Source organism: Defluviitalea phaphyphila (genome assembly GCF_001466305.1).
Taxonomy (GTDB): domain Bacteria; phylum Bacillota; class Clostridia; order Lachnospirales; family Defluviitaleaceae; genus Defluviitalea_A; species Defluviitalea_A phaphyphila.
The window spans coordinates 32729-56997 of the sequence record NZ_JWID01000018.1; the positions used below are offsets into that span (position 1 = coordinate 32729).

At 27.9% G+C, this 24269-nt stretch carries 19 protein-coding genes and 1 pseudogene; 1 reads left to right on the forward strand and 19 read right to left on the reverse strand.

All coding sequences use genetic code 11. The features are described 5' to 3' along the window. Positions 1-200 precede the first annotated feature (200 nt). The 6 genes and pseudogenes from OM90_RS13540 to uvrB form a co-directional block, all read right to left on the reverse strand. Positions 201-561, reverse strand: a pseudogene (locus OM90_RS13540) (transposase); the annotation flags it as partial. A gap of 25 nt (positions 562-586) precedes the next feature. After that, positions 587-664 carry a hypothetical protein gene (locus OM90_RS13545; RefSeq protein ID WP_144428576.1) on the reverse strand — a complete coding sequence of 26 codons (78 nt, stop codon included), beginning with the start codon at positions 662-664 and terminating at the stop codon, positions 587-589. Between the two features lie 44 nt (positions 665-708). Further along, positions 709-1086: a hypothetical protein gene (locus tag OM90_RS09920; RefSeq protein ID WP_160323659.1), complete on the reverse strand. Its 378-nt coding sequence runs from the start codon at positions 1084-1086 to the stop codon at positions 709-711. Positions 1087-1298: 212 nt separating this feature from the next. Then, positions 1299-2108, reverse strand: a complete 810-nt coding sequence (locus tag OM90_RS09925) for a glycosyltransferase family 8 protein (RefSeq protein WP_058486732.1) — start codon at positions 2106-2108, stop codon at positions 1299-1301. 125 nt (positions 2109-2233) lie between these two features. Then, positions 2234-5065, reverse strand: a complete 2832-nt coding sequence (gene uvrA / locus OM90_RS09930) for an excinuclease ABC subunit UvrA (RefSeq protein ID WP_058486733.1) — start codon at positions 5063-5065, stop codon at positions 2234-2236. Between the two features lie 15 nt (positions 5066-5080). Continuing rightward, complete coding sequence (uvrB, locus tag OM90_RS09935; RefSeq protein WP_058486734.1) at positions 5081-7066, reverse strand: excinuclease ABC subunit UvrB; 1986 nt, start codon at positions 7064-7066, stop codon at positions 5081-5083. A gap of 234 nt (positions 7067-7300) precedes the next feature. Here uvrB and OM90_RS09940 point away from each other — a divergent pair, with 234 nt between their 5' ends. Continuing rightward, complete coding sequence (locus OM90_RS09940) at positions 7301-8098, forward strand: rhomboid family intramembrane serine protease (protein WP_058486735.1); 798 nt, start codon at positions 7301-7303, stop codon at positions 8096-8098. A 6-nt stretch (positions 8099-8104) separates the two neighbouring features. Here OM90_RS09940 and OM90_RS09945 read toward each other — a convergent pair whose 3' ends face one another. The 13 genes from OM90_RS09945 to OM90_RS10005 all read right to left on the reverse strand — a co-directional run bounded on the left by OM90_RS09945 (position 8105) and on the right by OM90_RS10005 (position 24237). Further along, a complete protein-coding gene (locus OM90_RS09945; protein WP_058486736.1) occupies positions 8105-9340 on the reverse strand; it encodes a PDZ domain-containing protein in 1236 nt (411 codons plus the stop codon). A gap of 19 nt (positions 9341-9359) precedes the next feature. Continuing rightward, positions 9360-10544: a S41 family peptidase gene (locus OM90_RS09950; RefSeq protein WP_058486737.1), complete on the reverse strand. Its 1185-nt coding sequence runs from the start codon at positions 10542-10544 to the stop codon at positions 9360-9362. 180 nt (positions 10545-10724) lie between these two features. Then, on the reverse strand, positions 10725-11867 hold the full coding sequence (locus OM90_RS09955) for a murein hydrolase activator EnvC family protein (protein ID WP_058486738.1): 1143 nt from the start codon (positions 11865-11867) through the stop codon (positions 10725-10727). A gap of 21 nt (positions 11868-11888) precedes the next feature. Further along, a complete protein-coding gene (ftsX, locus tag OM90_RS09960; RefSeq protein WP_058486739.1) occupies positions 11889-12785 on the reverse strand; it encodes a permease-like cell division protein FtsX in 897 nt (298 codons plus the stop codon). After that, positions 12775-13461: a cell division ATP-binding protein FtsE gene (gene ftsE, locus OM90_RS09965; protein WP_058486740.1), complete on the reverse strand. Its 687-nt coding sequence runs from the start codon at positions 13459-13461 to the stop codon at positions 12775-12777. Before ftsE ends, ftsX begins: the two co-directional genes overlap by 11 nt. Before the next feature lie 148 nt (positions 13462-13609). Next, positions 13610-14701, reverse strand: coding sequence for a PucR family transcriptional regulator (locus tag OM90_RS09970; RefSeq protein ID WP_058486741.1), 1092 nt, complete (start codon positions 14699-14701; stop codon positions 13610-13612). Positions 14702-14845: 144 nt separating this feature from the next. Further along, entirely contained in the window at positions 14846-15958 is a 1113-nt protein-coding gene (locus tag OM90_RS09975; RefSeq protein WP_058486742.1) for an ABC transporter ATP-binding protein, read from the reverse strand. A gap of 236 nt (positions 15959-16194) precedes the next feature. Beyond that, positions 16195-17070: a YitT family protein gene (locus OM90_RS09980; protein WP_058486743.1), complete on the reverse strand. Its 876-nt coding sequence runs from the start codon at positions 17068-17070 to the stop codon at positions 16195-16197. Between the two features lie 37 nt (positions 17071-17107). Then, positions 17108-17851 carry a WecB/TagA/CpsF family glycosyltransferase gene (locus OM90_RS09985; RefSeq protein WP_058486744.1) on the reverse strand — a complete coding sequence of 248 codons (744 nt, stop codon included), beginning with the start codon at positions 17849-17851 and terminating at the stop codon, positions 17108-17110. A gap of 15 nt (positions 17852-17866) precedes the next feature. Then, positions 17867-18943, reverse strand: coding sequence for a polysaccharide pyruvyl transferase CsaB (gene csaB / locus OM90_RS09990; protein ID WP_058486745.1), 1077 nt, complete (start codon positions 18941-18943; stop codon positions 17867-17869). Next, on the reverse strand, positions 18931-20853 hold the full coding sequence (locus OM90_RS09995) for a DUF5693 family protein (protein WP_058486746.1): 1923 nt from the start codon (positions 20851-20853) through the stop codon (positions 18931-18933). Before OM90_RS09995 ends, csaB begins: the two co-directional genes overlap by 13 nt. Positions 20854-20885: 32 nt before the next feature. Then, positions 20886-21368, reverse strand: coding sequence for a hypothetical protein (locus OM90_RS10000; RefSeq protein ID WP_058486747.1), 483 nt, complete (start codon positions 21366-21368; stop codon positions 20886-20888). A gap of 19 nt (positions 21369-21387) precedes the next feature. Further along, a complete protein-coding gene (locus tag OM90_RS10005; RefSeq protein ID WP_058486748.1) occupies positions 21388-24237 on the reverse strand; it encodes a phosphodiester glycosidase family protein in 2850 nt (949 codons plus the stop codon). Between the last annotated feature and the right edge of the window lie 32 nt (positions 24238-24269).

The window sequence follows — 24269 nt, forward strand, 5'->3', positions numbered from 1 at the left end:
ATAATTTTGTGTTTTAGACTAAATTTGATTCCTATCTGACAATAATTACTAAAGCTTAAAGCTAATAATTATATATGTTTATTAATATAATTGCCAAAGTTGTAAGATAATATTCATAAAATCTTATAACTTTGGCAATAATTGTTATAATGAAGGAGTATGCCTTTATATTGTAGTAAAAATAAACTTTATTTAATATTTTATAAAATATATAAATTTTTTAAGCTATTTTTATAGGATATATGAGGGCTAATTCTAGCTTCGAAGAAAATCATTAGTTGGTTAAGTACTAAATCCCAATTCCTATATCGAAGAGTCTATTTTTTCATTACATTTTCCTTGATTTGCTGCAATCTTTCATAAGCTTGTTCTTCATTAATAGCTGTATATACTGTTTTAAAGTCCATTTCAGCAGATATTTCTATTCCATATATATCTTTTAATTGCTCATGTATATCCCCTGTAGACATTCCCCTAGCATATAAAGATATAACTTGATCCTCTATACCTGAAATTCTTTGGTACAACTACTGGTTCGAATTCACCATTTCTATCTCTAGGTACATTTATTTCCATATCTCCAAAATTAGTTTTTACTTTCNTTCTTTGGTACAACTACTGGTTCGAATTCACCATTTCTATCTCTAGGTACATTTATTTCCATATCTCCAAAATTAGTTTTTACTTTCTGTTTTTAAATTTCTATCTTTAATCATTGGTCTTAAAAATTCTTTTGGTAATATTGACATAGAAAAGCTCCTTTCTGGTTTTGTTGTTTTCTGTAATTATTGCCAGAAAGGAGTTATTATTTTGTTTAAACACAGATTCTTTTACTAAAATAGCATTATTGCGTTCAACAATTTTATTTAATTCAGATATAATTTTTGTTTTAGAAGTGCTAGATTCAGCTACATTTAAAATAAATTGATTTGTCGTACCAAACATAGTTTTATGTTGAGAATTTGAAATATAGAAAAAAACAAGTAGCTCTATAACTATTGCACAAATAAATGAAGATATGTAAATAGCCCTTTTTATCACATAAACACCTCCAAGAATTAAATAAATAAGTTCAGCAATATCCATTTATTATTATACTTTTTTCACTTTTATTGTCAATAATGTAAAGTTTTTTGTAATGTTTTATGATTTAAGGCTCTTTATATTATAAATATTTCTTTTATTTATAAATAAATTATTTTTATTTAAAATAAAAATTCTGGTATCATTTATTTAAAATACCAGAAATAGCAAATAATCTTTATAAAAAATTTATTTATTATATGGTAGTTATTACTTTAATTAGTATAAGTTATTTTTTCATAATGTTTATATAAAGCATGGAATTTTCCTCTATAATTTTTATTCCATGGTTTTTTCTTTCCACAAAAATGGAGAATTACTGTATTTTTTATTACATAATCCATATCCCATAATCCTCCAGTTTTTAGCTTATAGTATCTATAATATCTTGCATCATAGTTATATAATTTTTCATCTAAACTTTTTATTTTTTTAGAATATAGAGCATTTAAAATATCTTGATCGGGCATAATTAATTTTGAACGATTTTTTTCTACAAATTTATAAATCTCATTTTCATCAATAGTCTTTCTTTGAAGCTCTAAATTCATTAAAAGTACGCCTGAATTATAATATTCTGCAATTTCATAGGGGGTAAGTCTTAATTTATTAATTTCTTTAATGGAAATTTTATCATGATATGCTGCAGCGTATAAATATTCGCTTATATCCTCATGATAAAGTTTTTTTATTGGATTAATTACTAAAATATCTGGGTCTAAATATAATATCTTATCCAAATTTTTAGGTAAAAATTTAAATGCTAAAAGTCGATAATACATTTCCTTTGTATAATGAAGAAGAGTAGGTGCATCATTAAATAAACTATCATCTAAATATATCTCTTCTAATTTATTATTATCTTTATTAATAAAATTTTTTATATCCTCTATTTCTTCATCTGTAAGACTAGAATGCATAAGATATATTGTAAAACTTTCTCCTTGATTATTTATAAAAAGGGATTTTAACATTACTTTTAAAGGTTTAATATAATTAGAATTTAAAGTAACTAATATATTCATTAAAAAACTCCCCCTGTTTTATGTATTAACTATAATATTAGATTTTAATAAAATTAAATTTTTATTATCTTATCCATATTTATTATAAATAATTAAAATAAAAGACACAAATTAAAATGTGTCTTTTATTGTTCTAATATCTTTCTTAAAAACTGTCCTGTATATGATTTTTCTACTTTAGCTACCTCTTCTGGAGTTCCCGTTGCTATAATTTCTCCTCCTCTATCTCCACCTTCTGGTCCTAAATCAATAATATAATCTGCTGTCTTTATTACATCTAAATTATGTTCTATAACTAGTACAGAATTACCACCTTCTGTAAGTTTGTTGAGGATATATATAAGTTTATGAACATCTGCAAAATGTAATCCTGTTGTTGGTTCATCTAAAATATACATTGTTCTTCCTGTACTTCTTTTACTTAATTCTGTTGCTAATTTAACTCTTTGAGCTTCTCCTCCTGAAAGAGTAGTTGAAGGTTGTCCTAGTTTTATATAAGATAATCCAACATCATTTAAAGTTTCTAGCTTTCTTTTTATTTTAGGATGATTTTCAAAAAATTCTAAGGCTTCTTCTACAGTCATATCTAAAACATCTGAAATAGATTTCCCCTTATATTTAACATCTAGGGTTTCCCTATTATATCTTTTTCCATGACAAACTTCACATGGAACATATATATCAGGTAAAAAATGCATCTCTATTTTTAAAATTCCATCTCCCCTACAAGCTTCGCATCTTCCTCCTTTAACATTAAAACTAAAACGTCCTTTTTGATATCCTCTCATTTTAGCTTCTTGAGTTTGTGCAAACACTTCTCTAATATGGTCAAATACTCCTGTATATGTGGCAGGATTAGATCTAGGAGTTCTTCCTATAGGGGATTGATCTATATTAATTACCTTATCTAAATGTTCAATTCCTAAAATATCTTTATGCTGCCCTGGCTTTATTTTAGCTCTATTTAAATCTCTAGCCAAACGTTTTAGTAAAATTTCATTCACTAAGGAACTTTTCCCAGAACCTGAAACTCCTGTAACACAAGTAAAAACTCCTAAAGGAATATCTACATCTATATTTTTTAAATTATTTTCTCTAGCCCCTTTTATAGAAAGCCATTTTCCATTGGGTTTTCTTCTTTTTTTAGGAATCTCTATCTTTTTTCTTCCACTTAAATATGCTCCTGTTTCAGATTCTTTACATTTCATAATTTCATCAACAGTTCCAGCACAAACTACTTCTCCACCATTAGATCCTGCCTTAGGACCTATATCTACAATATAATCAGCTGTAAACATAGTATCTTCATCGTGCTCTACTACAATAAGAGTATTTCCTAGATCTCTTAAATGAGTTAAAGTTTTTAATAATCTTTCATTATCCCTTTGATGAAGTCCTATACTTGGTTCATCTAAAATATATATAACTCCAACTAAACCAGAACCTATTTGAGTTGCTAATCTAATTCTTTGGGCTTCTCCTCCTGATAAAGTTCCTGCCATCCTAGATAAAGTTAAATAATCAAGCCCTACATCTATTAAGAAACCTATTCTAGCATTGATTTCTTTTAAAATCTGTTCTCCAATCATTTTTTGTCTAGGAGTAATATCTAGATTATCAAAAAATTTTTTAGCTTCTATTATGGACATATCAGTTACTTGGGAAATATTTTTCCCTCCTATTTTTACTGCTAAAGCTTCTGGTTTTAATCTTGCCCCAGAACAGCTAGGGCATGGAATATTAGCCATATAGCTTTCATATTCTTGTTTCATATATTCTGAAGAAGTTTCCATATATTTTCTATGAATATTAGGTATTATTCCTTCAAAAGCATACATATAAGAACCTTTTCCACTGGCAGTTTTATATTCTACTTTTATTTTTTCTCCCTTTGAACCATATAAAATAACATCTTTAATTTTATCATCTAAATCTTTAAAAGGAGTATTTAAATCAAATTTATAATGTTTAGATAAAGCTTTAAAAAAGTTATGACTATAACTTTCTGGATTATCTACAGAACTCCATCCAGGAGCATTTATTGCTCCTTCCATAATACTAAGATTAGGATTAGGAATAATTAAATCTGGGTCTATTTTCATTTGAGTTCCCAGTCCCATACAAGTTGGACAAGCTCCAAAGGGATTATTAAAGGAAAACAATCTAGGTTCAATTTCATCAATACTAACGCCACAATCAGGACAAGCAAAATTTTGACTAAAAGTTAATTCTTCTCCATCTATCACATCCACAACAAGAAGTCCGCCAGATAAATTCATAACTGTTTCTATGGAATCACTTAATCTTTTTTCTATTCCTTTTTTTACAATTAATCTATCTATTACTATTTCAATAGAATGCTTTTTATTTTTTTCTAATTTTATATCCTCTGATAAATCATATATAATACCATCAATTCTTACTCTTACATATCCACTTTTTCTAGCACTATCTAATACTTTTATATGTTGTCCTTTTCGGCCTCTAACTATAGGTGCTAATAACTGAATCCTTGTTCTTTCTGGAAGTTCCATAATCTGGTCTACTATTTGATCCACTGTTTGTTTCTTTATTTCTTTTCCACATTTAGGACAATGAGGAATTCCTATTCTAGCAAATAAAAGTCTTAAATAATCATATATTTCTGTAATAGTTCCTACAGTAGATCTAGGATTTCTACTAGTTGTCTTTTGATCTATGGAAATAGCTGGTGATAAGCCTTCTATATACTCTACATCTGGTTTTTCCATCTGTCCTAAGAACTGCCTTGCATAAGCAGAAAGAGATTCTACATATCGCCTTTGTCCTTCTGCATATATGGTATCAAAAGCTAAAGAAGATTTACCTGAACCACTTAAACCAGTAAATACTATAAATTTATCCCTTGGTAGTTCTAAATTTATATTTTTTAAATTATGCTCTTTTGCTCCTCGTATTATGATTTTATTCTGTGACATAATAGTGCTTCCCCTTTATAAATTCTGTAAATATTTTTTTAATTCTATTAATTCGTCTCTAAGCTTAGCGGCTAATTCAAATTGTAAGTCTGAAGCCGCTCTTTTCATTTCCTTTGTAAGTTTTTTGATTCTATCTTGAAGTTCTTTTTTATCCATGGATTCTGGGTCTTTTGTAGCAGTATATTTTTCTTTTTCGTCTGCTACTTTAGTTGCACGAATTACATCTCTAACCTTTTTAACAATGGTTTTGGGAACTATTCCATTAGCTTTATTATATTCATCTTGTATTTGTCGTCTTCTATTAGTTTCTGATATGGCTTTTCTCATAGAATCTGTTATGGTATCAGCATACATAATAACATGTCCTTCTGCATTTCTTGCTGCTCTTCCTATAGTTTGAATAAGAGATGTCTCGGATCTTAAAAATCCTTCCTTATCTGCATCTAGTATAGCTACTAAAGATACCTCTGGTATATCTAATCCTTCTCTTAAAAGATTTATCCCAACTAATACATCGAATACATCCATTCTTAAATCCCTTACTATTTCTATTCTTTCTAAAGTATCAATATCTGAATGAAGATACCTTACCTTAATTCCCATTTCTTTCATATAATCAGTTAAATCTTCCGCCATTTTTTTCGTTAAAGTTGTTATTAATACCTTCTGATTTTTTTCTACTCTTTTTGTAATTTCATTAAATAAATCATCTATTTGTCCTTTAACAGGTCTAACATCTATTATAGGATCTAATAATCCAGTAGGTCTTATAATCTGCTCTGCAACTACACTAGAATTCTCATATTCATACTGAGCTGGAGTAGCAGATACAAATAATATTTGATTTATTTTAGATTCAAATTCTTCAAATTTTAGTGGTCTATTATCAAGAGCTGATGGGAGTCTAAATCCATAATCAACTAGTGTCATTTTCCTTGCCCTGTCTCCATTATACATTCCCCTAATTTGAGGTAAAGTAATATGTGACTCATCTATGATAATTAAAAAATCTTCTGGGAAATAATCAATTAAAGTATGGGGAGTACTTCCTGGTTCTCTTCCTGAAAGATGTCTTGAATAATTTTCAATACCAGAACAATATCCAACTTCCCTCATCATTTCTATATCAAAATTAGTTCTTTGGGCAAGACGTTGAGCTTCTAAAAGTTTGTCCTCTGCTTTTAATTCCTTTACTCTTTCTATTAATTCTTCTTCTATAGATTTAATAGCTCTTTCTAATTTATCGGGTGGAATTGCATAATGGGAAGCAGGGAAAATAGAAACATGTTCTCTAATCCCTAGTACTTCTCCTGTTAGTGTATCTATTTCTGAAATTCTATCTATTTCATCTCCAAAAAATTCTACTCTTATTGATTTTTCTGAAGATGCTGCTGGAATAATCTCTACAACATCTCCTCTTACCCTAAAAGTTCCTCTTGTAAATTCCATATCATTTCTTACATATTGTATATCTACTAATTTTTTTAAAACTTCATCTCTACTCTTTTCCATACCAGGTCTTAGAGAGAGAACTTGAGTATTATAATCAATAGGGTCTCCTAAACCATAAATACATGAGACACTAGCAACTATTATTACATCTCTTCTTTCTGCTAAAGCTGCTGTTGCTGAGTGCCTAAGTTTATCTATCTCTTCATTTATAGAAGAATCCTTTTCAATATAAGTATCTGTCTGGGGAACATAAGCTTCTGGTTGATAATAATCATAATAACTTACAAAATACTCTACTGCATTTTCAGGAAAAAATTCCTTAAACTCACTATATAATTGAGCTGCTAAAGTTTTATTATGTGCTATAATTAACGTGGGTTTTTGTACATTTTGAATAATATTAGCCATTGTAAAAGTTTTTCCTGATCCTGTAACTCCTAAAAGAGTTTGAAATTTATTTCCTTCTTTAATTGCTTTTGATAACTTTTCAATGGCTTGAGGTTGATCTCCCGTTGGTTTATACTCAGAATGAATTCTAAATTCTGGCATGACATACTACACCCACTTTCTCTTTTTGTTAATAATCATTATTAATAACTAAATTATTATAACATAAATATTTAACTTTGAAAACATATGTTTGGTAAATCTTAATATGAAAAAGTTACCTAATAAAAAAGTGTAATATTTTTTAGATTTGACTATACTATAAAAAAGATACATAATAATATTATTAGTGTTAAATTATATTTAATCTATGCCAAACTTTAAAGGAGAATATTTATGAACTGGCTTGATAAATTAGAAAAAAAATTAGGGCGTTTTGCAATTCCTAACTTAATGACTTATATAGTGGGACTAAATGCCATTGTTTTTATTATGAGTTATCTTTATCCCGAAAACATATCTAAACTAATGTTAAACACAAACTTAGTTCTTAAAGGAGAAGTGTGGAGACTTTTTACTTATATTTTTATTCCCCCTACATTTTCTCCTTTATGGTTAGTTTTTGTACTATATTTTTATTATATGATTGGTACTGCCCTAGAACATGAATGGGGAACCTTTAGATTTAATTTATTTTATTTAATGGGAATTATAGGAACTACCATAGCTGCTTTTCTAACTAAAGGCTATGTTTCATCTAGTTATATTAATTTATCCCTCTTTCTTGCTTTTGCTAGAATATTCCCCGATTACGAGATCCTATTATTTTTTATTCTTCCTATAAAAATAAAATATCTTGCTTGGTTTAACTGGGCTTTTTTCATATTTAGTATTATATCTTATCCTATATCTTATAAATTATCAGCTATTGCTTCACTTATAAATTATTTTATATTTTTTGGTAAAGACATTACAACTAGAACTAAATCTCAAAGGAAAATTTATCAAAATAAAAGAAATTTTCATTCTCAGATTCCTAAAGATTTTACAATTCATAAATGTACCGTGTGTGGTATCACAGAAAAAGATGACCCCAATATGGAATTTAGATATTGTTCTACTTGTGAAGGAGATTATGAATATTGTATGAAACATTTAAAAAATCATAAACATATAAAAAAAGATGAGAAATAAAAATTCTCATCTTTTTATTTTTTTGAATATCTTAAGTAATCCTGACTTTTCTATATTTTCTAAATTATAAAAGGATATAGGAGTATCTATTAAAGGAACAATTCCTAGATTCTTAATTCCTTCTTGATAATTCCTATACTCTAGATACTTTGGATTACCTTCTGCTTCTACAATATCTAACCATATAAAATTATAGTAATTATTTAATATTTCTTTCATATGCATATAATCTTCTATTTCTATGCCATTAATTTTTAGTATAACATCTCCTCTTTTTAATCCTATTTTTTCTCCTATTCCTTCTGGTTTTAAGTCTAAAATCCTAACCCCTTTCTCTGGATAATAATATATAGGAGTAGCTAATCTTTCTTTTCTTTGACCACTAACTATAAGTATTTCATGTAAAAGAGGCATAAGTATAACTCCTATCCCTTGAAGCCAAATTCTATTAGGAGAAAAGACAGCTATACTTAAAAGTACTATACTATATATCATTAGAGAGATTGCTGTTTTTTTAGATTTCTTTTCTGGACTAGTTGATACTGCAATATCTCCATATCCTAAAATAGCCGTTATAGGATATATATAATAAATTAACATCTCATTAGGATTATATATTATATTTTTCATAATAGGCCACCAGTTAGGCATTTCTATAACTTCTCTAGGTATTTTAGTAGTAATCTCCATAACTAAAAGTGCAAAAGGAAGGGGCCAATACTTTTGCATCATATAAGCAGCTGCAATTTTCCCTTCTTTTTTAATAACAATTGGAATACTATCATATGCTCCTTCTATAAAAATAAGTCCTGACTCCATTAAATGCATTATACCTACTAAAGCAATAATTCCTGAAATATCTAAATTAATATTTGGAAAAACTAATGCTAATAATCCTAGTATTCCTCCAGAATAAGAAAAACATAAGTATCTAAAATTAATGATTGCAAGTAATATAGAAATTGGTAAAAGAAACATCATATATTCAGATAAATATATAGGGAATCCTACTAAAACCAAAATAATACTAGCTAATATACCAATTAAAATTCCGCTTAAAGTTGCTTGAATCATTCTAACTGATACACTATGTTTTGTAAAAAGTATATTTTGTATCTCTATATTATTATTTCTTTTATATAATACATATATAAAATAAATTACTAGTAAAAACCAAGGATGAAAAATGGCGGTCGCAACCGCCTGTAATGTTATATAAATTACTTTAAATAAAACTTCCATCCCATCACCTATTCTTAAATTATATCTGTTCTTTTATAACTTCTATTGCTTTTTTTAGTTGTATATCTTCATCTTCTTCTAAAATCAGTTGATTTTTCAAATCATCTGGAAGCTCTACTACATAATCTGGTTCGATTCCTATTCCTTGAATGCATACTCCACTAGGGGTATAGTACTTAGAAATAGTAATTTTAACTGCCGAACCATCACCTATAGGGAAAATTGATTGAACTAATCCTTTTCCAAAAGTAGTAGTCCCTACTAATTTACCTTTGCCATGGTCTTTTATAGCCCCAGAAAGAATTTCTGAAGCACTTGCACTATTTTCATTAACAAGAACTACTAAAGGAACTTCTAACTCTTTGGCATCAGATTCATAAATATCCCTTTCTCCATTTTTATTTTCTGTATATACAATCAATCCTTCTGGAAGAATTTCATCTGCAATCTTTGTTACTATTGACAATAATCCTCCTGGGTTATTTCTAAGGTCTATAATAAGTCCCTTTTGGTTTTGTTGTTTCAAATCATTGTATGCAGTCATAAATTGGTCATAAGTTACTTCATCAAAAGCTGATATTTTAATATATCCAATATTATCTTCTAACATTTTATGTGAAACTGTGGGATAATCAATATTTTCTCTAGTAATTTCTACATCAAAAGTTTTTAACTCACTTTTTCTATAAACTGTTAATTTTACTGTCGTACCTGCTGGTCCTCTCATCATAGATACAGCACTTTCTAAATCATCCCCTGTAACTTCAAAATCATTAACTTTTATAATTTTATCCCCAGGAAGAATACCTGCTTTAGCTCCTGGAGACTCCTCAAAAGGAGATACCACTGTTATTAAATTATCTTTTTCATCTACAGATACAACAACTCCTATTCCTGCATATCTCCCTGATGTTTCTGTTTTAAAATCCTCAAATTCTTCTTTATCCATATACACTGTATAAGGGTCTCCTACTCCTTCAACCAATCCTCTATATATTCCTTCTTCTAAAGCTTCCTCATCTATTGTATCAACATAATATTTATTTAAATAAGCCATAATTTTATTTATTTTTTGGTTAGTTTCTATAGTAAAATTTCCTGTCATTCCCATTACAATTCGAAATCCAAAGAAAAAAATATTTACTAAAATAATAATTGACATCCCAACAGCTAATCCTTGAAAAAAAGACTTCTTATCTTTCATTTAACTGGCACTCCTTTAGTTATTATATTTTAATTGTATTAAATTTTATTTATTATTATACCATACATTATGCATTAAAAATATTTTTTATAGTATTTTATAATATCCTTAATATATATTTAAAAATTATTATATCTTTTAAAACTTATTATTTAAATAAAAAATAAAGGACTAAGTCCTTTATTTTGAAAAATAATTCATAGGGTTTGTAGTAGCACCATCTATTCTTACTTCAAAATGACAGTGATTGCCTGTTGAATTCCCTGTACTACCGATTTCTGCAATCTTTTGACCTCTTTGTACTATTTGTCCGACTGAAACAACTAATTTAGAATTATGTCCATATAAAGTAGATATTCCACTTCCATGATTTATTATAACTGTATATCCATATCCATTAATATATCCTGAAGCAATAACTTCTCCATCAGCGGCAGCTACCACACTTTCTCCTCTTGGTGCAGGAATATCTATTCCTTTATGAAATTCGCTTCCTCCATATATTGGATCCGGTCTATATCCATAAGTAGAACTAAGAGTATAATACCCTGGAACTGGCCATTCAAATTGTTCTCCACTATAAACCATAGTGCTTTTCCTAGTAAGTTCTTTTATTTCTTCTTCTAACTGTTTTGATATCTGCTCTTCTTCTTTTATAAGCTCCATATAAGCTAACTCATCTTTATTTAATTCCATAAGCATAGCTTCTCTTTTTTCCATAGTTTCTTCTATACTATATTTAAGAGATAATTGATGTTTTTTTACTAACATAACTTCTTCTTGTTTTTCTTCTAATTCTTTTTTTTGCTTTTCTATTTTTTCTTCATTTTCCTTCATTTTTTCCATTAAATTTTGGTCATATTCTACAATTCTAGATATAATATCTACTCTATTTAACAAATCAGCAAAACTTTTAGAATTTAAAAGTACCTGTATATATCCTACCTTTTTGTTCATATACATATATTTAAATCGTTCTTTAAACTCCTCATACTGAAGTTGCCTATTTTCTTCTGCTATTTTAAGTTCATTTTGCTTTTTACTTACTTCTTGTTCTAATTCTTCAAGTTGTTTATTAATATCTTCAAGATATGCATTAACATTATTTAAATCTTCATCTAATTCAGCTATGGTCTGAGTAATATTTTCCTTTTTTTCTTTTATTTCTTCTAAATTTTTTTTTGCATTTTCTAGACTTTCTTGAACTTCTTTAAGTCTATTTTTTTTATCTGTTAAAGTATCTGCTAAGGATGGAATAATAGATGTACAACCTAACATAAGAATTATAACTAAGATTGCTCCTTTTTTTAAAACCTTCTTCATATTCCCCCCCCTTATTAAAAATTATACCTTAAGATATTTTCTAATAGATATACTACTACCTATTATTCCAATTCCAATACCTATAACTAAAGAAACTGGAACTAATACTTTAAATATTTCCTCTGGAGTTCTAAATGTCAATATGTTTTGAAGAAAAGTATTTTTTTCATATATAAGCTCAGTAACAAAGTTATAAGAAAACCAGATTATAGTAAGAGGTAGAATAGAACCTATAAATCCTATAACTATTCCTTCTACCACAAAAGGCCACCTTATAAACCAATCTGTAGCTCCAATATATTTCATAATATTAATCTCATTTTTCCTTATAAAAACTGTTAACCTAATTGTATTCTCCATAAGCATTATGCCTATAAATCCTAGAATTACAATAAGTACTAAACTTATAATTCTAATCATATTGTTAAATCCTATGAGAATTTTTGTTTCTTCTTCTAAATATCTTATTTCTATATCAGGTATAGTATTTAACTTTGAAACTACATATTCTTGATGTCTTATATCATCTAAAGTAATCTCAAAGGAGGGAGGAAGTGGATTATCATTTTCTAACCCATCTAGTAAAGAAGCATATTCGCCCCATTCCTTTTTCTCCTTTTCTAAAGCTTCCTGCGGAGAAATATAAATAATTTCTTTTATGTATTCTATATCATTTAGTTTATCTTCTACATATTTTATATTTTCTTCAGTATTTTCTCCCATATAAAAAACCGTAATACCTGTAGTTTCCTCTAAAGTCTTTAATATATAATCAACATTAGCTGCTATACAATAAAATATTCCTACAATTATAAGACAAGAAGCAATTGTTCCAATGGACGCTAAGGACATTAAGCCATTTCTCCATACTCCTTTAAACCCTTGACTTGCAAAGTATTTAACAGTTCTAATTTTCATTTCGATATCCACCTTTTTGCAAATCTCTAATAATCTTACCCTCTTTTAACTCAATTACTCTTTTTTTCATTTTATCTACAATATCCTTTTCATGGGTTGCCATTATTATCGTTGTCCCTCTATTATTAATATCCTTTAATAATTTCATTATTTCCCAAGAAGTCCCAGGATCTAAATTACCTGTTGGCTCATCTGCTAAAAGAATAGGAGGATTATTTACAATTGCTCTTGCTAGAGCTGCTCTTTGCTGTTCTCCTCCTGATAATTGATTAGGATATACTCTAGCTTTTTTGGATAATCCTACCATAGAAAGTACCATGGGGACATTCCTTCTTATCTCCTTTGGTGTTGCTTCTACCACTTGCATAGCAAAAGCAACATTTTCATAAACTGTTTTATTAGGAAGTAATCTAAAATCTTGAAATACTACTCCTAATTTTCTTCTTAAATAAGGAATTTCTTTCTTTTTTAAATTAGTTATATTTTGTCCATTAATAATAATATCTCCTTGAGTTGGTTCTACTTCTTTTAATAATAATTTGAGTAAAGTAGATTTTCCTGAACCACTATTCCCTATAATAAAAGCAAATTCGCCTTTTTCTATAAAAAGAGATACATTTTTTAACGCTTTAGTTCCATTATTGTAATTTTTTGTAACATTACATAACTCAATCAAGTTCTTCCCTCCTCATAAGAGGTATAAAATCTATTTTATTTTACAATATTATCTATAAAATAGCAATGAACTTTAGGCAGAATATTTAAAAAAACGCTTTGAAAGGATTTATATAATCCAATCATAGCGTATTTTCAAATTTTTATAATTAATAAGACATTTTTTCCATATAATTCATATATTTGCTAACCATTAATGTTATTTTAAAAGTAATAGCATCTTCAAAATTTCTCAAATCTAAACCTGTCATTTTTTGAAGTTTATCTAAACGATAAACTAAAGTATTTCTATGAATATAAAGTTGTCTGGAAGTTTCTGAAACATTTAAATTATTCTCGAAAAATTTATTAACAGTAGTAAGTATTTCTTCATCAAAATCATCTATTGATTTTCCATGAAGGACTTCTTTTATATACATATTACAAAGAGGTACAGGAAGTTGATAGATTAAACGTCCAATTCCTAATTTATCATAACTTATTATGTGTTTTTCACTATAGAATATTTTTCCTACTTCTAAAGCCATTTTTGCTTCTTTATATGATTTTGATACATCTTTTAAATCTTTAACTGTAGTTCCTATTGCAACTGAAATATTACTCATAGCTTCACTACTTAAAGTATCAAATATCATCTTTGCTATTTTTTCTTTATCTTGTTGATATTCCTTTTCTACCATTTCTTTTACTAAAATTATATTTCTTTCATCTACTGCTGTTACAAAATCTCTGGATTTTAATGGGAAAATACTTCTTACAATTTCTACAAAATTAATATCTTTATCTTCTTGCGTTTCAATTAAATAAACAGTTCTTAAGACATTATTTTCAATATGAAGTTTTTTAGCCCTATTGTAAATATCTACTAAAAGAAGGTTGTCTAAAAGAAGATTTTTAATAAAATTGTCTTTATCATATCTTTCTTTATAAGCAACTAATAAAGTTTGAATTTGGAAAGTTGCCATTTTCCCTATCCTGTATACTTCTTCGTCCACTCCCTTTACAGATAAAACATATTCTACAGTATTATCATCAAAAATTTTAAAGTAATGATATCCTTGGATTGCTTGACTTTCTGCTTGAGAATTAATAAAATCATCTACAATGCTTACATAATTTCCTATTTGATTTTGTTCCGTTGACGCTACTACTTTAGCTTCTATATCAGTGACAAAAAAATCTCGACGAGTAATTGTCTTTAAACCATCAATTGTATTTTGTAATATTTGATTTGAGATCATATTTAACACTCCCAATATTTTTATATAAATTTTTATTATATGCTTTTTATATATATTATATATCATATATTATAGTATAGCAAAAAAAATAAAGAGAAAATACACAAATTTAGTATATTTTCTCTTTTCTTTTTATTTTTTTTATTAATTTGTAATAGCCATTTCTGTTTCTTTATCAAATACATGAATTCTATTTACATCTAATGCAACTTTAATATTATCTCCAGGTTTTGCTTGAGATCTAGGATCTACACGAGCTGTTATGTTTTGTCCTTCACATACCATGTATAAATATACTTCAGCACCTAACATTTCTGTTACTTCTACATTACAATTAATTATACTTTCAGGAGAAGCTTGTAAAAATGCTGGTTCATCATGAATATCTTCTGGGCGAATTCCCATTATAACTTCTTTTCCTACATATCCACCTTCAATTAACTTTTTAGCTTTAACTGCTGGAAGTTTAATTTCTTCTTTTCCAAAAGTTAAAACTACATCTTCTCCTCTTTTAACTACCTTAGTTTCAATAAAATTCATTTGAGGAGAACCTATAAATCCTGCAACAAATAAATTAATAGGTTTTGTATATAAATTATTAGGAGTATCTACTTGTTGAATAATACCATCTTTTAATACAACTATTCTAGTACCAAGAGTCATAGCCTCTGTTTGGTCATGAGTAACATAAATAAAAGTTGTTTGAAGTCTTTGATGAAGTTTAGAAATTTCAGTTCTCATTTGTACCCTTAACTTTGCGTCCAAATTTGATAATGGCTCATCCATTAAAAATACCTTTGGTTCACGAACAATTGCACGTCCCATTGCTACACGTTGTCTTTGTCCTCCTGATAAAGCCTTTGGTTTTCTATCTAATAAATGGTCAATATCAAGAATTTTTGCTGCTTCACGAACTCTTTTATCAATTTCTTCTTTAGGAACCTTACGAAGTTTTAATCCAAATGCCATATTATCATATACAGTCATATGTGGATATAAAGCATAATTTTGGAATACCATTGCAATATCTCTATCCTTTGGAGCAACATCATTACATAATTTATCTCCTATCCATAACTCTCCTGACGTAATTTCTTCTAATCCTGCTATCATACGAAGAGTTGTTGACTTCCCACATCCAGAAGGTCCAACAAAAATAATAAATTCTTTATCTGCTATATCTAAATTAAAATCTTTTACCGCAACAAACCCATTAGGATATTTCTTATAAATATTTTTCAACTTTAACTCAGCCATTACGAATGCCCCCTTAATAATAATTAGTTAGGTGTTAACATCTAGAACTAATATACTATATTTCAATAAGCTGTACTATTGATTTTTTTAACAAATACCTAAAAATAGATTTGGTAATTTTGTATATTGGCAAAAATAAAAAAATTTTTTTAGTTATTATTCCATACTATTTATTCGCAATTTTGACACATTAAACTATATATTGTACAAATATATTATATTTTATTAATATTATCTTATTCTGATTTATATTCTATAAAACCTTCTCCTAGTACTTCTCTTACATCACTTACTATGACAAAAGCTTCATGATCCTTATTTCTAACTATTTCTTTTAATTGAAATATTTCTTTTTTAGAAACAACACAAAATAAAATTTCCTTTTTATCCTTTGTATACATTCCTCTACCATTTAAGCCAGTTACTCCTCTATCCATTTTTCTCATAATCTCATCTGCAATAATATCTCCTTTATCTGAAATAATATAAACTGCCTTTGAAAAATGAATTCCTTCAAGCATATTATCTAAAATTTTACCTGTAATATATACAGCAATAATTGCATACATAGCTTTCACAGGCCCAAATATTAAGGCTCCAGAAAAAATAATTACTGCATCTAAAACTACCATAATTTGGCCTACAGGAAAATGTTTTATATAATGTTGAATAATGCTAGCTGCAAGATCAGTTCCTCCTGTTGTTGATTTAGATATAAATACAAATCCAAGTCCAACTCCTGACAAAACTCCTCCAAATAAACTAGAAAGGAGCATATCCGCAGGAGGAGTAGGTAAAAATTTCGTATAATATAAAGCAAAAGATAAGTAAAATGTAGAAAAGAGGGACTTTACTCCAAATCCTTTGCCTCGTATCATAATACCAATTAAAAATAAAGGAATATTTAATATTATATTAGTAAACCAGAGAGGAATTCCTCCTTTAAAATAAGGTTGGGTAATATGCTTTACTACAATAGCAAGGCCAGTTATTCCTCCTGTTACAAGTCCTTGCTTTTCAAAAAATAAATTAATAGCACAGGCCAAAATAGTCGTTCCTAAAATAATAAGTAAATATTCACGAAATAATTCTCTTCGTATTAATTTTCCCATAATGTTTCCTTCCTAGTTATTTTATATTTTTAATTTTCTATTTATTACTATTTTTTACGGAAATTTTTAGTACATTCCATGCGAATATAGGAAGCTTGAGCATCCTTTTCGCTCTTTTTGGCTGAGTTATCAAACGATAAAACCATTCTAATCCCAATTTTTGAAATCCTTTAGGAGCTCTCTTTATTCTTCCTGCCATGACATCAAAGCTTCCTCCTACTCCTATACAAACTTTCACTGGAAGGATCTTTTTATATTTTTCAATCCATTTTTCTTGCTTTGGAGCTCCTAATCCAACTAACAAAATATCCGGTTTTACATTTTGTATTCTATTTATTATTTCTTGTTCATCTTCTTGTTTAAAATATCCATGATGAGTTCCTACTATTTTTAATCCTTTATATTTACTTTGCATAGCTATAGCAGCTTCTTCTGCAACTGTTGGAGCTCCTCCTAAAAAATATACAGTATAATTAGTATTAGATATTTTCTTAAATATATTCTGTACTAAATCATATCCTGCTACTCTTTGTGGAAGACTTGGCCCTTTTAATAATCTTGAAGCTAAAACTACTCCTATCCCATCTGGAACTATTAAAGATGCATTGTAAAGGACATTCATTAATTCTTTATCTTTTTGAGCTGCCATTATTATTTCTGGATTAGGAGTATATACTGTACTGCATTTATCTTGTCTTAAAAAATCCATAACTTTAGATACGGCTTCATCCATTGTTACTACATCAACTAAGACATTCATTATATTTATTTTATTTCCCATATATTTCCTCCTAATTTATTTATAATTATCCTCGCCCCTATTTATTAATTGTTTTATAAACCTTATAGGTTTATCTTGAAGTTCAAGTAATTTATTTCTATTAACTTCGATTTCTTCTTTAAGCTCATCTAAATTATTAATTACCCATGTTAAATAAGAAATAGTGTCTTCCACATTTATATTATAAATATCGATGGATTTTCCCGTTCCCATAGTGTCTACAAAATTTTTTACCTTAGGGTCATAGGATAAACCTAAAAAAGGAACTCCCACAGCTCCTGCCATTATAAGTCCATGTAATCTCATACTTATCACATAATCCATGGTGGAAGTAATCTTTAAAATATTTTCTGGGAAATAATCTCCTTCAAATACTGTAGCATTATTAATTTCTTTACATATTTCCTTTGAAATTTTTATATCATCTGGATAGTGCATAGGAATAAATATAATTTCCCAATCCTGTTTAGAAAACCATTTTAATATATCCTTTATTTTTTCTAAAAATTTATCTTCTTTTTCCCACTCTCTTAAATACACTCCTAAACGTTTTTTATCATAATTAGTAACTCTTTTACTTACATTTACATTCAATTTTAAAACAGGGTCTGCTACTACATCTATAGACTTTTTAATTCCCATATCTATTAACTCTTGTTTAGATTGTTTATCCCTTACAGAAATATAATCCACTTTATTTACAATAAGTCTCACTAAAATTTTATTTATTTTTTTATAAATAGGCCCTATCCCTTGAGCATAAAAAACTACTTTTTTCCCAAGTAATTTAGCTATTATTACAATGGAAAGATAATAAAATATACTCTTCCAGCTAGTAATATCTTGAAGAAGACTACCTCCTCCGCTAATTAATATATCTGCCTTTTTTAATGCCGAAATTATATCATTATATTTCCATCTATTCACAGCCTCTACATCATATGTAGAGGCTGTTTTTTTAGGATTGTTAGATAATACTGTTATATGAATATCCTCTATTTCTTCCTTTAAAGTTTTTATAATAGAGTACATAACAGCTTCGTCTCCAGTATTATCAAATCCATAATATCCTGATAAAACTATTCTTCCCATAGATTATATCTACTCCCTAAATTTTTAATAAATTTGAACACATAAATAAGTATTACTCCTCCTATTAATCCAATCCAAATTCCATGAAAAGTTCTAATAATAGAAATTATAATAGGAGTATGAATATGGGTATATGTATTTACTATGGATATTTGACCTATAATAGCTCCTAGAAGAAATGGAATATATTTTTCTTTATATCCATAATAAAGCATCATAAGCATTAAAGGGTTTCCTATTAAAAATTCTTTAGTTCTTGGACGAACTCCTAAAATATTATCTAAAGCATTTCTAATTATAATCTCATAATTAGAAGCTAGGCCTGAATTTCCTGTTCTAGTAATATAAATAATAAATACAACCCCAAGTAATCCAATAATTACAAGAGTTAAATATGTAATCGGGCTAAGAAGAAATTTTTTAATCTTTTTTATATTAAATCCTTCTTTTTTATATTGAATTAATATAGGCACAAGTACAAGAGGAACTATATGAGCCACTTTTACTCCCCTAAACATATCTATCTTTAATACAGAAGAAGTTTGAGATAATAAGCCTATAATAGTTAATGCTCCTGCTAGAGATATTAAAGAAATCTTAAAAAATGCAAAGAAGGCTTCCTTTAATGATCTTTTTTCTTGTCTTATGTAAGTTACTACTCCCCAGGTTGGATATATTATAGCAGTTAATAAGGATAATATTTGTTTTGCTAATATAGGTGAAAATCTTAATAATCCTGTCCATATAAAAATTCCTATAAAAGCAAGAATCCATCCCCATTTTTCTTTGTTAATCCATCTAAAATATAAAATAGTAAAAAATATAGGACCAAATCCAATAAACCAAATTATTAATCCATTAGACATAGGAAGATTAATAGGTTGCGGAGTAAATGTCACATTATATCCGGAATTATTTAATTCTTTTTTAAGATTTTCTATTAGTTGAAACCAATCTTCATAATCTTTTTCTGGATTTGAAGTACTAGGGATTTTTACAAGTAAAGATTTAATATTTCTTTCAGTAACAGCTAAAAGATATCTATCTAATACTTGACTAGTACTTAAAGTTTTTGTTTCTCCATCAGTTATTGTATGTAATCTTATAGTGTTAAAATACTTTCCTCCATTACTAGCAGCTTTTATTAGAGAATAAAGCCCTTCTTGTTTTTCTGAGAAAAATTCTATAATCCCTATAGTATTATCTCTAGCAAACTCTTGCATTATAGATAAATTATATCCCGGAACTACAGAATCATTAAAATAAACTACTCCTAAATTAGGAATATTTTTAACATCATTTAAAACATATTCTAAAGATTCTTCTGTTACATTATCCCATGAACGAATTTGGGGAGATATAGATACTCCTTGTTCTGATATAATTTTTAAATCTTCTATTGGATACCCAAATCCTATATTAAAAAGGCAATCACTAAATGCTCCAACATCCAATAATATTTGATTATTTATACTTATTTCATCACATTCCCCTAATTTATATTGTATATACTCTTTTATATAATTTCTAATATTTTCATTAGGTATCCATAAATAATAATTATTGAGTTTAATATCATCTCTTGTTTCTAGTATTTTCAAATCTGCCCCTTTAAATACTGCCACTTCTCCTTGTTCTTCCCAACTAGTCATAGAACCTGCAGTTATAGCTTTTATAGTTTGCTCTTTTGTTAAAACTCCTGTTACTCCTGCTTCTTTTAATTTTGTTGTAATTTCTTCTAAACTCTCATCGTAATATTCTGAAGCTTTTTTTATATCGTTATAACTAACTAATATTTCAACATCTTTATACCTTTGTTCATAAGATAATCTAACAATTCCTTGTATTCCTGATAAAATTAAAGATATTACTATAAAAATAGTAGGAATTAGGGTGAATATTCTTTTCATAATTTGCCTCCTATGAATTTAATAACTTAAATTTATGGCAGGATTTCATAATCTCCTCTAACCATAAATACAGCATCACTTTCTACATAAATTCCTCTACCATCTTCTCTAGGAATAATAATAAGATGATATTTAGGAATCTGCGTCCCACCAGCTATATCTATACCTTCTGTTATATCTTGAAGTCCACCGTAAGAAGAAGCAATAGCTAACCCTTTACCTCCTCTTAGTATAATTTCTGTCCCCTGTCCTCCTACTAACTTTTCTCCTGCTGATACATTAACAACTTCATAACTTATTGTTTTATTAGAATCTGAATCCGAATTTTGATTAGAGACAATAGTCTCTACTAAGTCCATAACTTCTTTTATTTGTGAATCCACATAACTTTTAGATACTAAAGGGTCTTCATAACTTCCTATATCTGTACCCATAACTTTATCCATATTAAAAATCATTGTAAATATTACAAAAATAGATAGTATGAAAAATATATTTTTAAATTTTTTTCTCATTTTTATCCTCCTTTATACATCAATCAACTATAACTTGTGGATATACAGATTGTAAATCGTAGTTTATCTGTGAATCATTAATTCTAAATCTTAATATTGAAAAATCTTTATAAAGATTTATATCATCATTTTTATACCATAGTCCATTTAAATTTATATATCTTATTCCTTCTTTAATTTGAATATCTGTATTATATCCCTCAGTACTAATCACAAATATATTTTTATCTTCTTCTTCTTTTGTTTGTTTGAGTAAGTTATGAAATAATTCTGCTTCCATAGAATCTGTAAAAGTTGAAGAATTCAATGGATTCTTATCCATAACAATAATTATATGTGATTTATCAGTATCTAAATCTCTTTGAAGATACTTCCATTGTGCTGAATCAGTATTTCTAATTCCTCCTTTTGCCGCACTAAGTTGAATAATTCTTAAATTATTAATATCCGTTACTACATATTTATCATTCCATTTTACATAAGGAACTTTTATATCTACTTCATTTATATCCGTTTCTCCAGCATAAATACTAAAATCAGAATTATTCATTTGTGCTATAACTTCTCTTTGAACTACTTCATCAAGCAAAGTATTTTTATTAGCTGTAGTTCCAAAAATTGTTATATCAAAACTATTTTCATCTGCTTCTTTTGATAAAGATTTTTCATATTTATCTTGTAATTTTGTACTTTCTGGTAAATTATTTATATTTTCTTCTAAAGAATATATACCAGAGATATGGTCAACATAAATAGTATTATTACGATCTACATCATTATTTAATGTAACCACATATATCCTCTCAATAGATACTGGGAAATTAACTCCACTAGGAATATCTGCCTGTACATATTTCCATCCATCCCAATTGATATTTTCAGCAAAATTTATAACATATTTTTCTCCCTTAGAATCTATAATTCTACCTCTTAACCAATCCTTTGAGCCATCTCCGTATACCCACATTCCTATAGCCTTAGGAACATCATCTAATTTTAATGGAGATGTAAATTGTATATAGGAGGCTTGTGTTTCATTTAGCTTTGCTTTAAAAGAATAGTTCATCTTTAAAGATTTATTACCTTCATATTTTTTAGAAGTATCTATAGCTATTTCTCCTGTAACATAACTTGGATAGCTAAGCCATTCTACATTATTACTTTCTTCAAATGATTCTATAGGAACAACCTTTTCTCCAATAAGTACTGGAACATATACTTTAATTTCTCCTAAACTTCCCTCTATTACTCCTTGTCCAGTAGTGTTTCCTGCAATAAACACACCATTATCTACTTTACCTAAATTATTAGTTACATTCCAAGTTATTTTACTAGGGTCAATATAAACTTTATATCCTTCTTCATCTAAACCTACTACTTCTAATTCTACTCTTTCTCCTTCTTCTAATTTTATAATATTAGGATTTATTTCTAAAGCTTTAGGCTCCTCCATACTAATTAATGAAACTTCACCTTTTATATCTCCTATTTTTGCAGTAATAATTCCCTCTCCAGAAGACTCAGGGTAAAAAATATTCCCATTCCATTTTCCTGTTATATTTTCAACACTCCATTTTATATCTTCTTCATTAATAGATACCGGATTAAGGTTTTCATCATATCCTATTACTTCTATTTCAACACCGGTATTTTTAAATACTCTATCATACTTTGGTACAAGTTTAATCCCTGCCAATTCTCCTATAGGAGCATCTAAAAATACTCCAAGTCCATTAACAATTTTTCTCTGTGAACCACCAGAAGGATTATTTAACAGAGTCACTTCTTCTTCTCCCATAAGTCTCGCAGCTATGGTTGTAGACCCTCCTCCATCTAAATGAATTGCATCATAAATTCCATATTCTAAAAGAAGAGAAGTCATTTCACTGTGAGTTGCTCCTATACTAGGGCTACGCCCATCAACTGCCACTAAATATAATGTATTACCATCCTTTGAAATTCCTAAAGCTGTTCTTGGATTTCTTGTATTAGGAGCTACTAAATGGCCAGGATTTTGAGGAATAGTTCCTTTATCTACAATCTTTCCTGCTCCTCCTAGAGCTGTTTCTATTTTTTCTAAATCTATTGATGTTTGTAACTCAAAATTTACAGTTTGTCCTACCTTAAATAAATTAATTTTATCTGCAGCTACTGATTCTTCTATAGCAATTACATATCCATCCTCCGGAATAGAAACTGTTTCTCCACTTGCAGAAATATACACAATTTTATCATTTTCCACTACAATCTTATATAAACTATCATTTATCTTATCTATTTGTTCTGTAGTAGTATATGCGTTATTATCTAAATATACTGCCTTTTTAAACGTAGTTACCTTATTAATCCCTGCTACTTGAAAGGATATATTATTTTCATTATAAAAAGCCATGGATACTTTACAATAATCTATAAAAGGATTTCCTTCTTTATCCATAAAAAAAGTAGGCCATTTATTTTCACTCAAGTTAACATAATTAGTAGCTGATATAAGATTTCCATCTCTTATAACCATACCTAAAGAAGCTGTAGGATTTTTTGACATATCAAAAAAATCTCCATTTACTCCTCCTATAGCTCCATTAGATTCAATTAAATCCGTTAATGTTTCTTTTATATTATATTCATTAGTTGACTCCATAACATCTAGTTTTATGTAAGGATTAGTTAAATCTACTTTTAAAATATGAATATCTAGCCATCCATCTTCTGTTAATCTTCTATCCATTAAATATGTAACACCTTTTCTTACTTCTTCTTGTTTTACTTCTTTATAAAGCACATTAGAAGCATTTAATATCTGTGGTGTCACTATATTTATAATCAAACAAATAAATAAGCTTATGTATATTTTATATATTTTTTTCAACTATAATACTCCTCTCTTTAATAAAATAATTT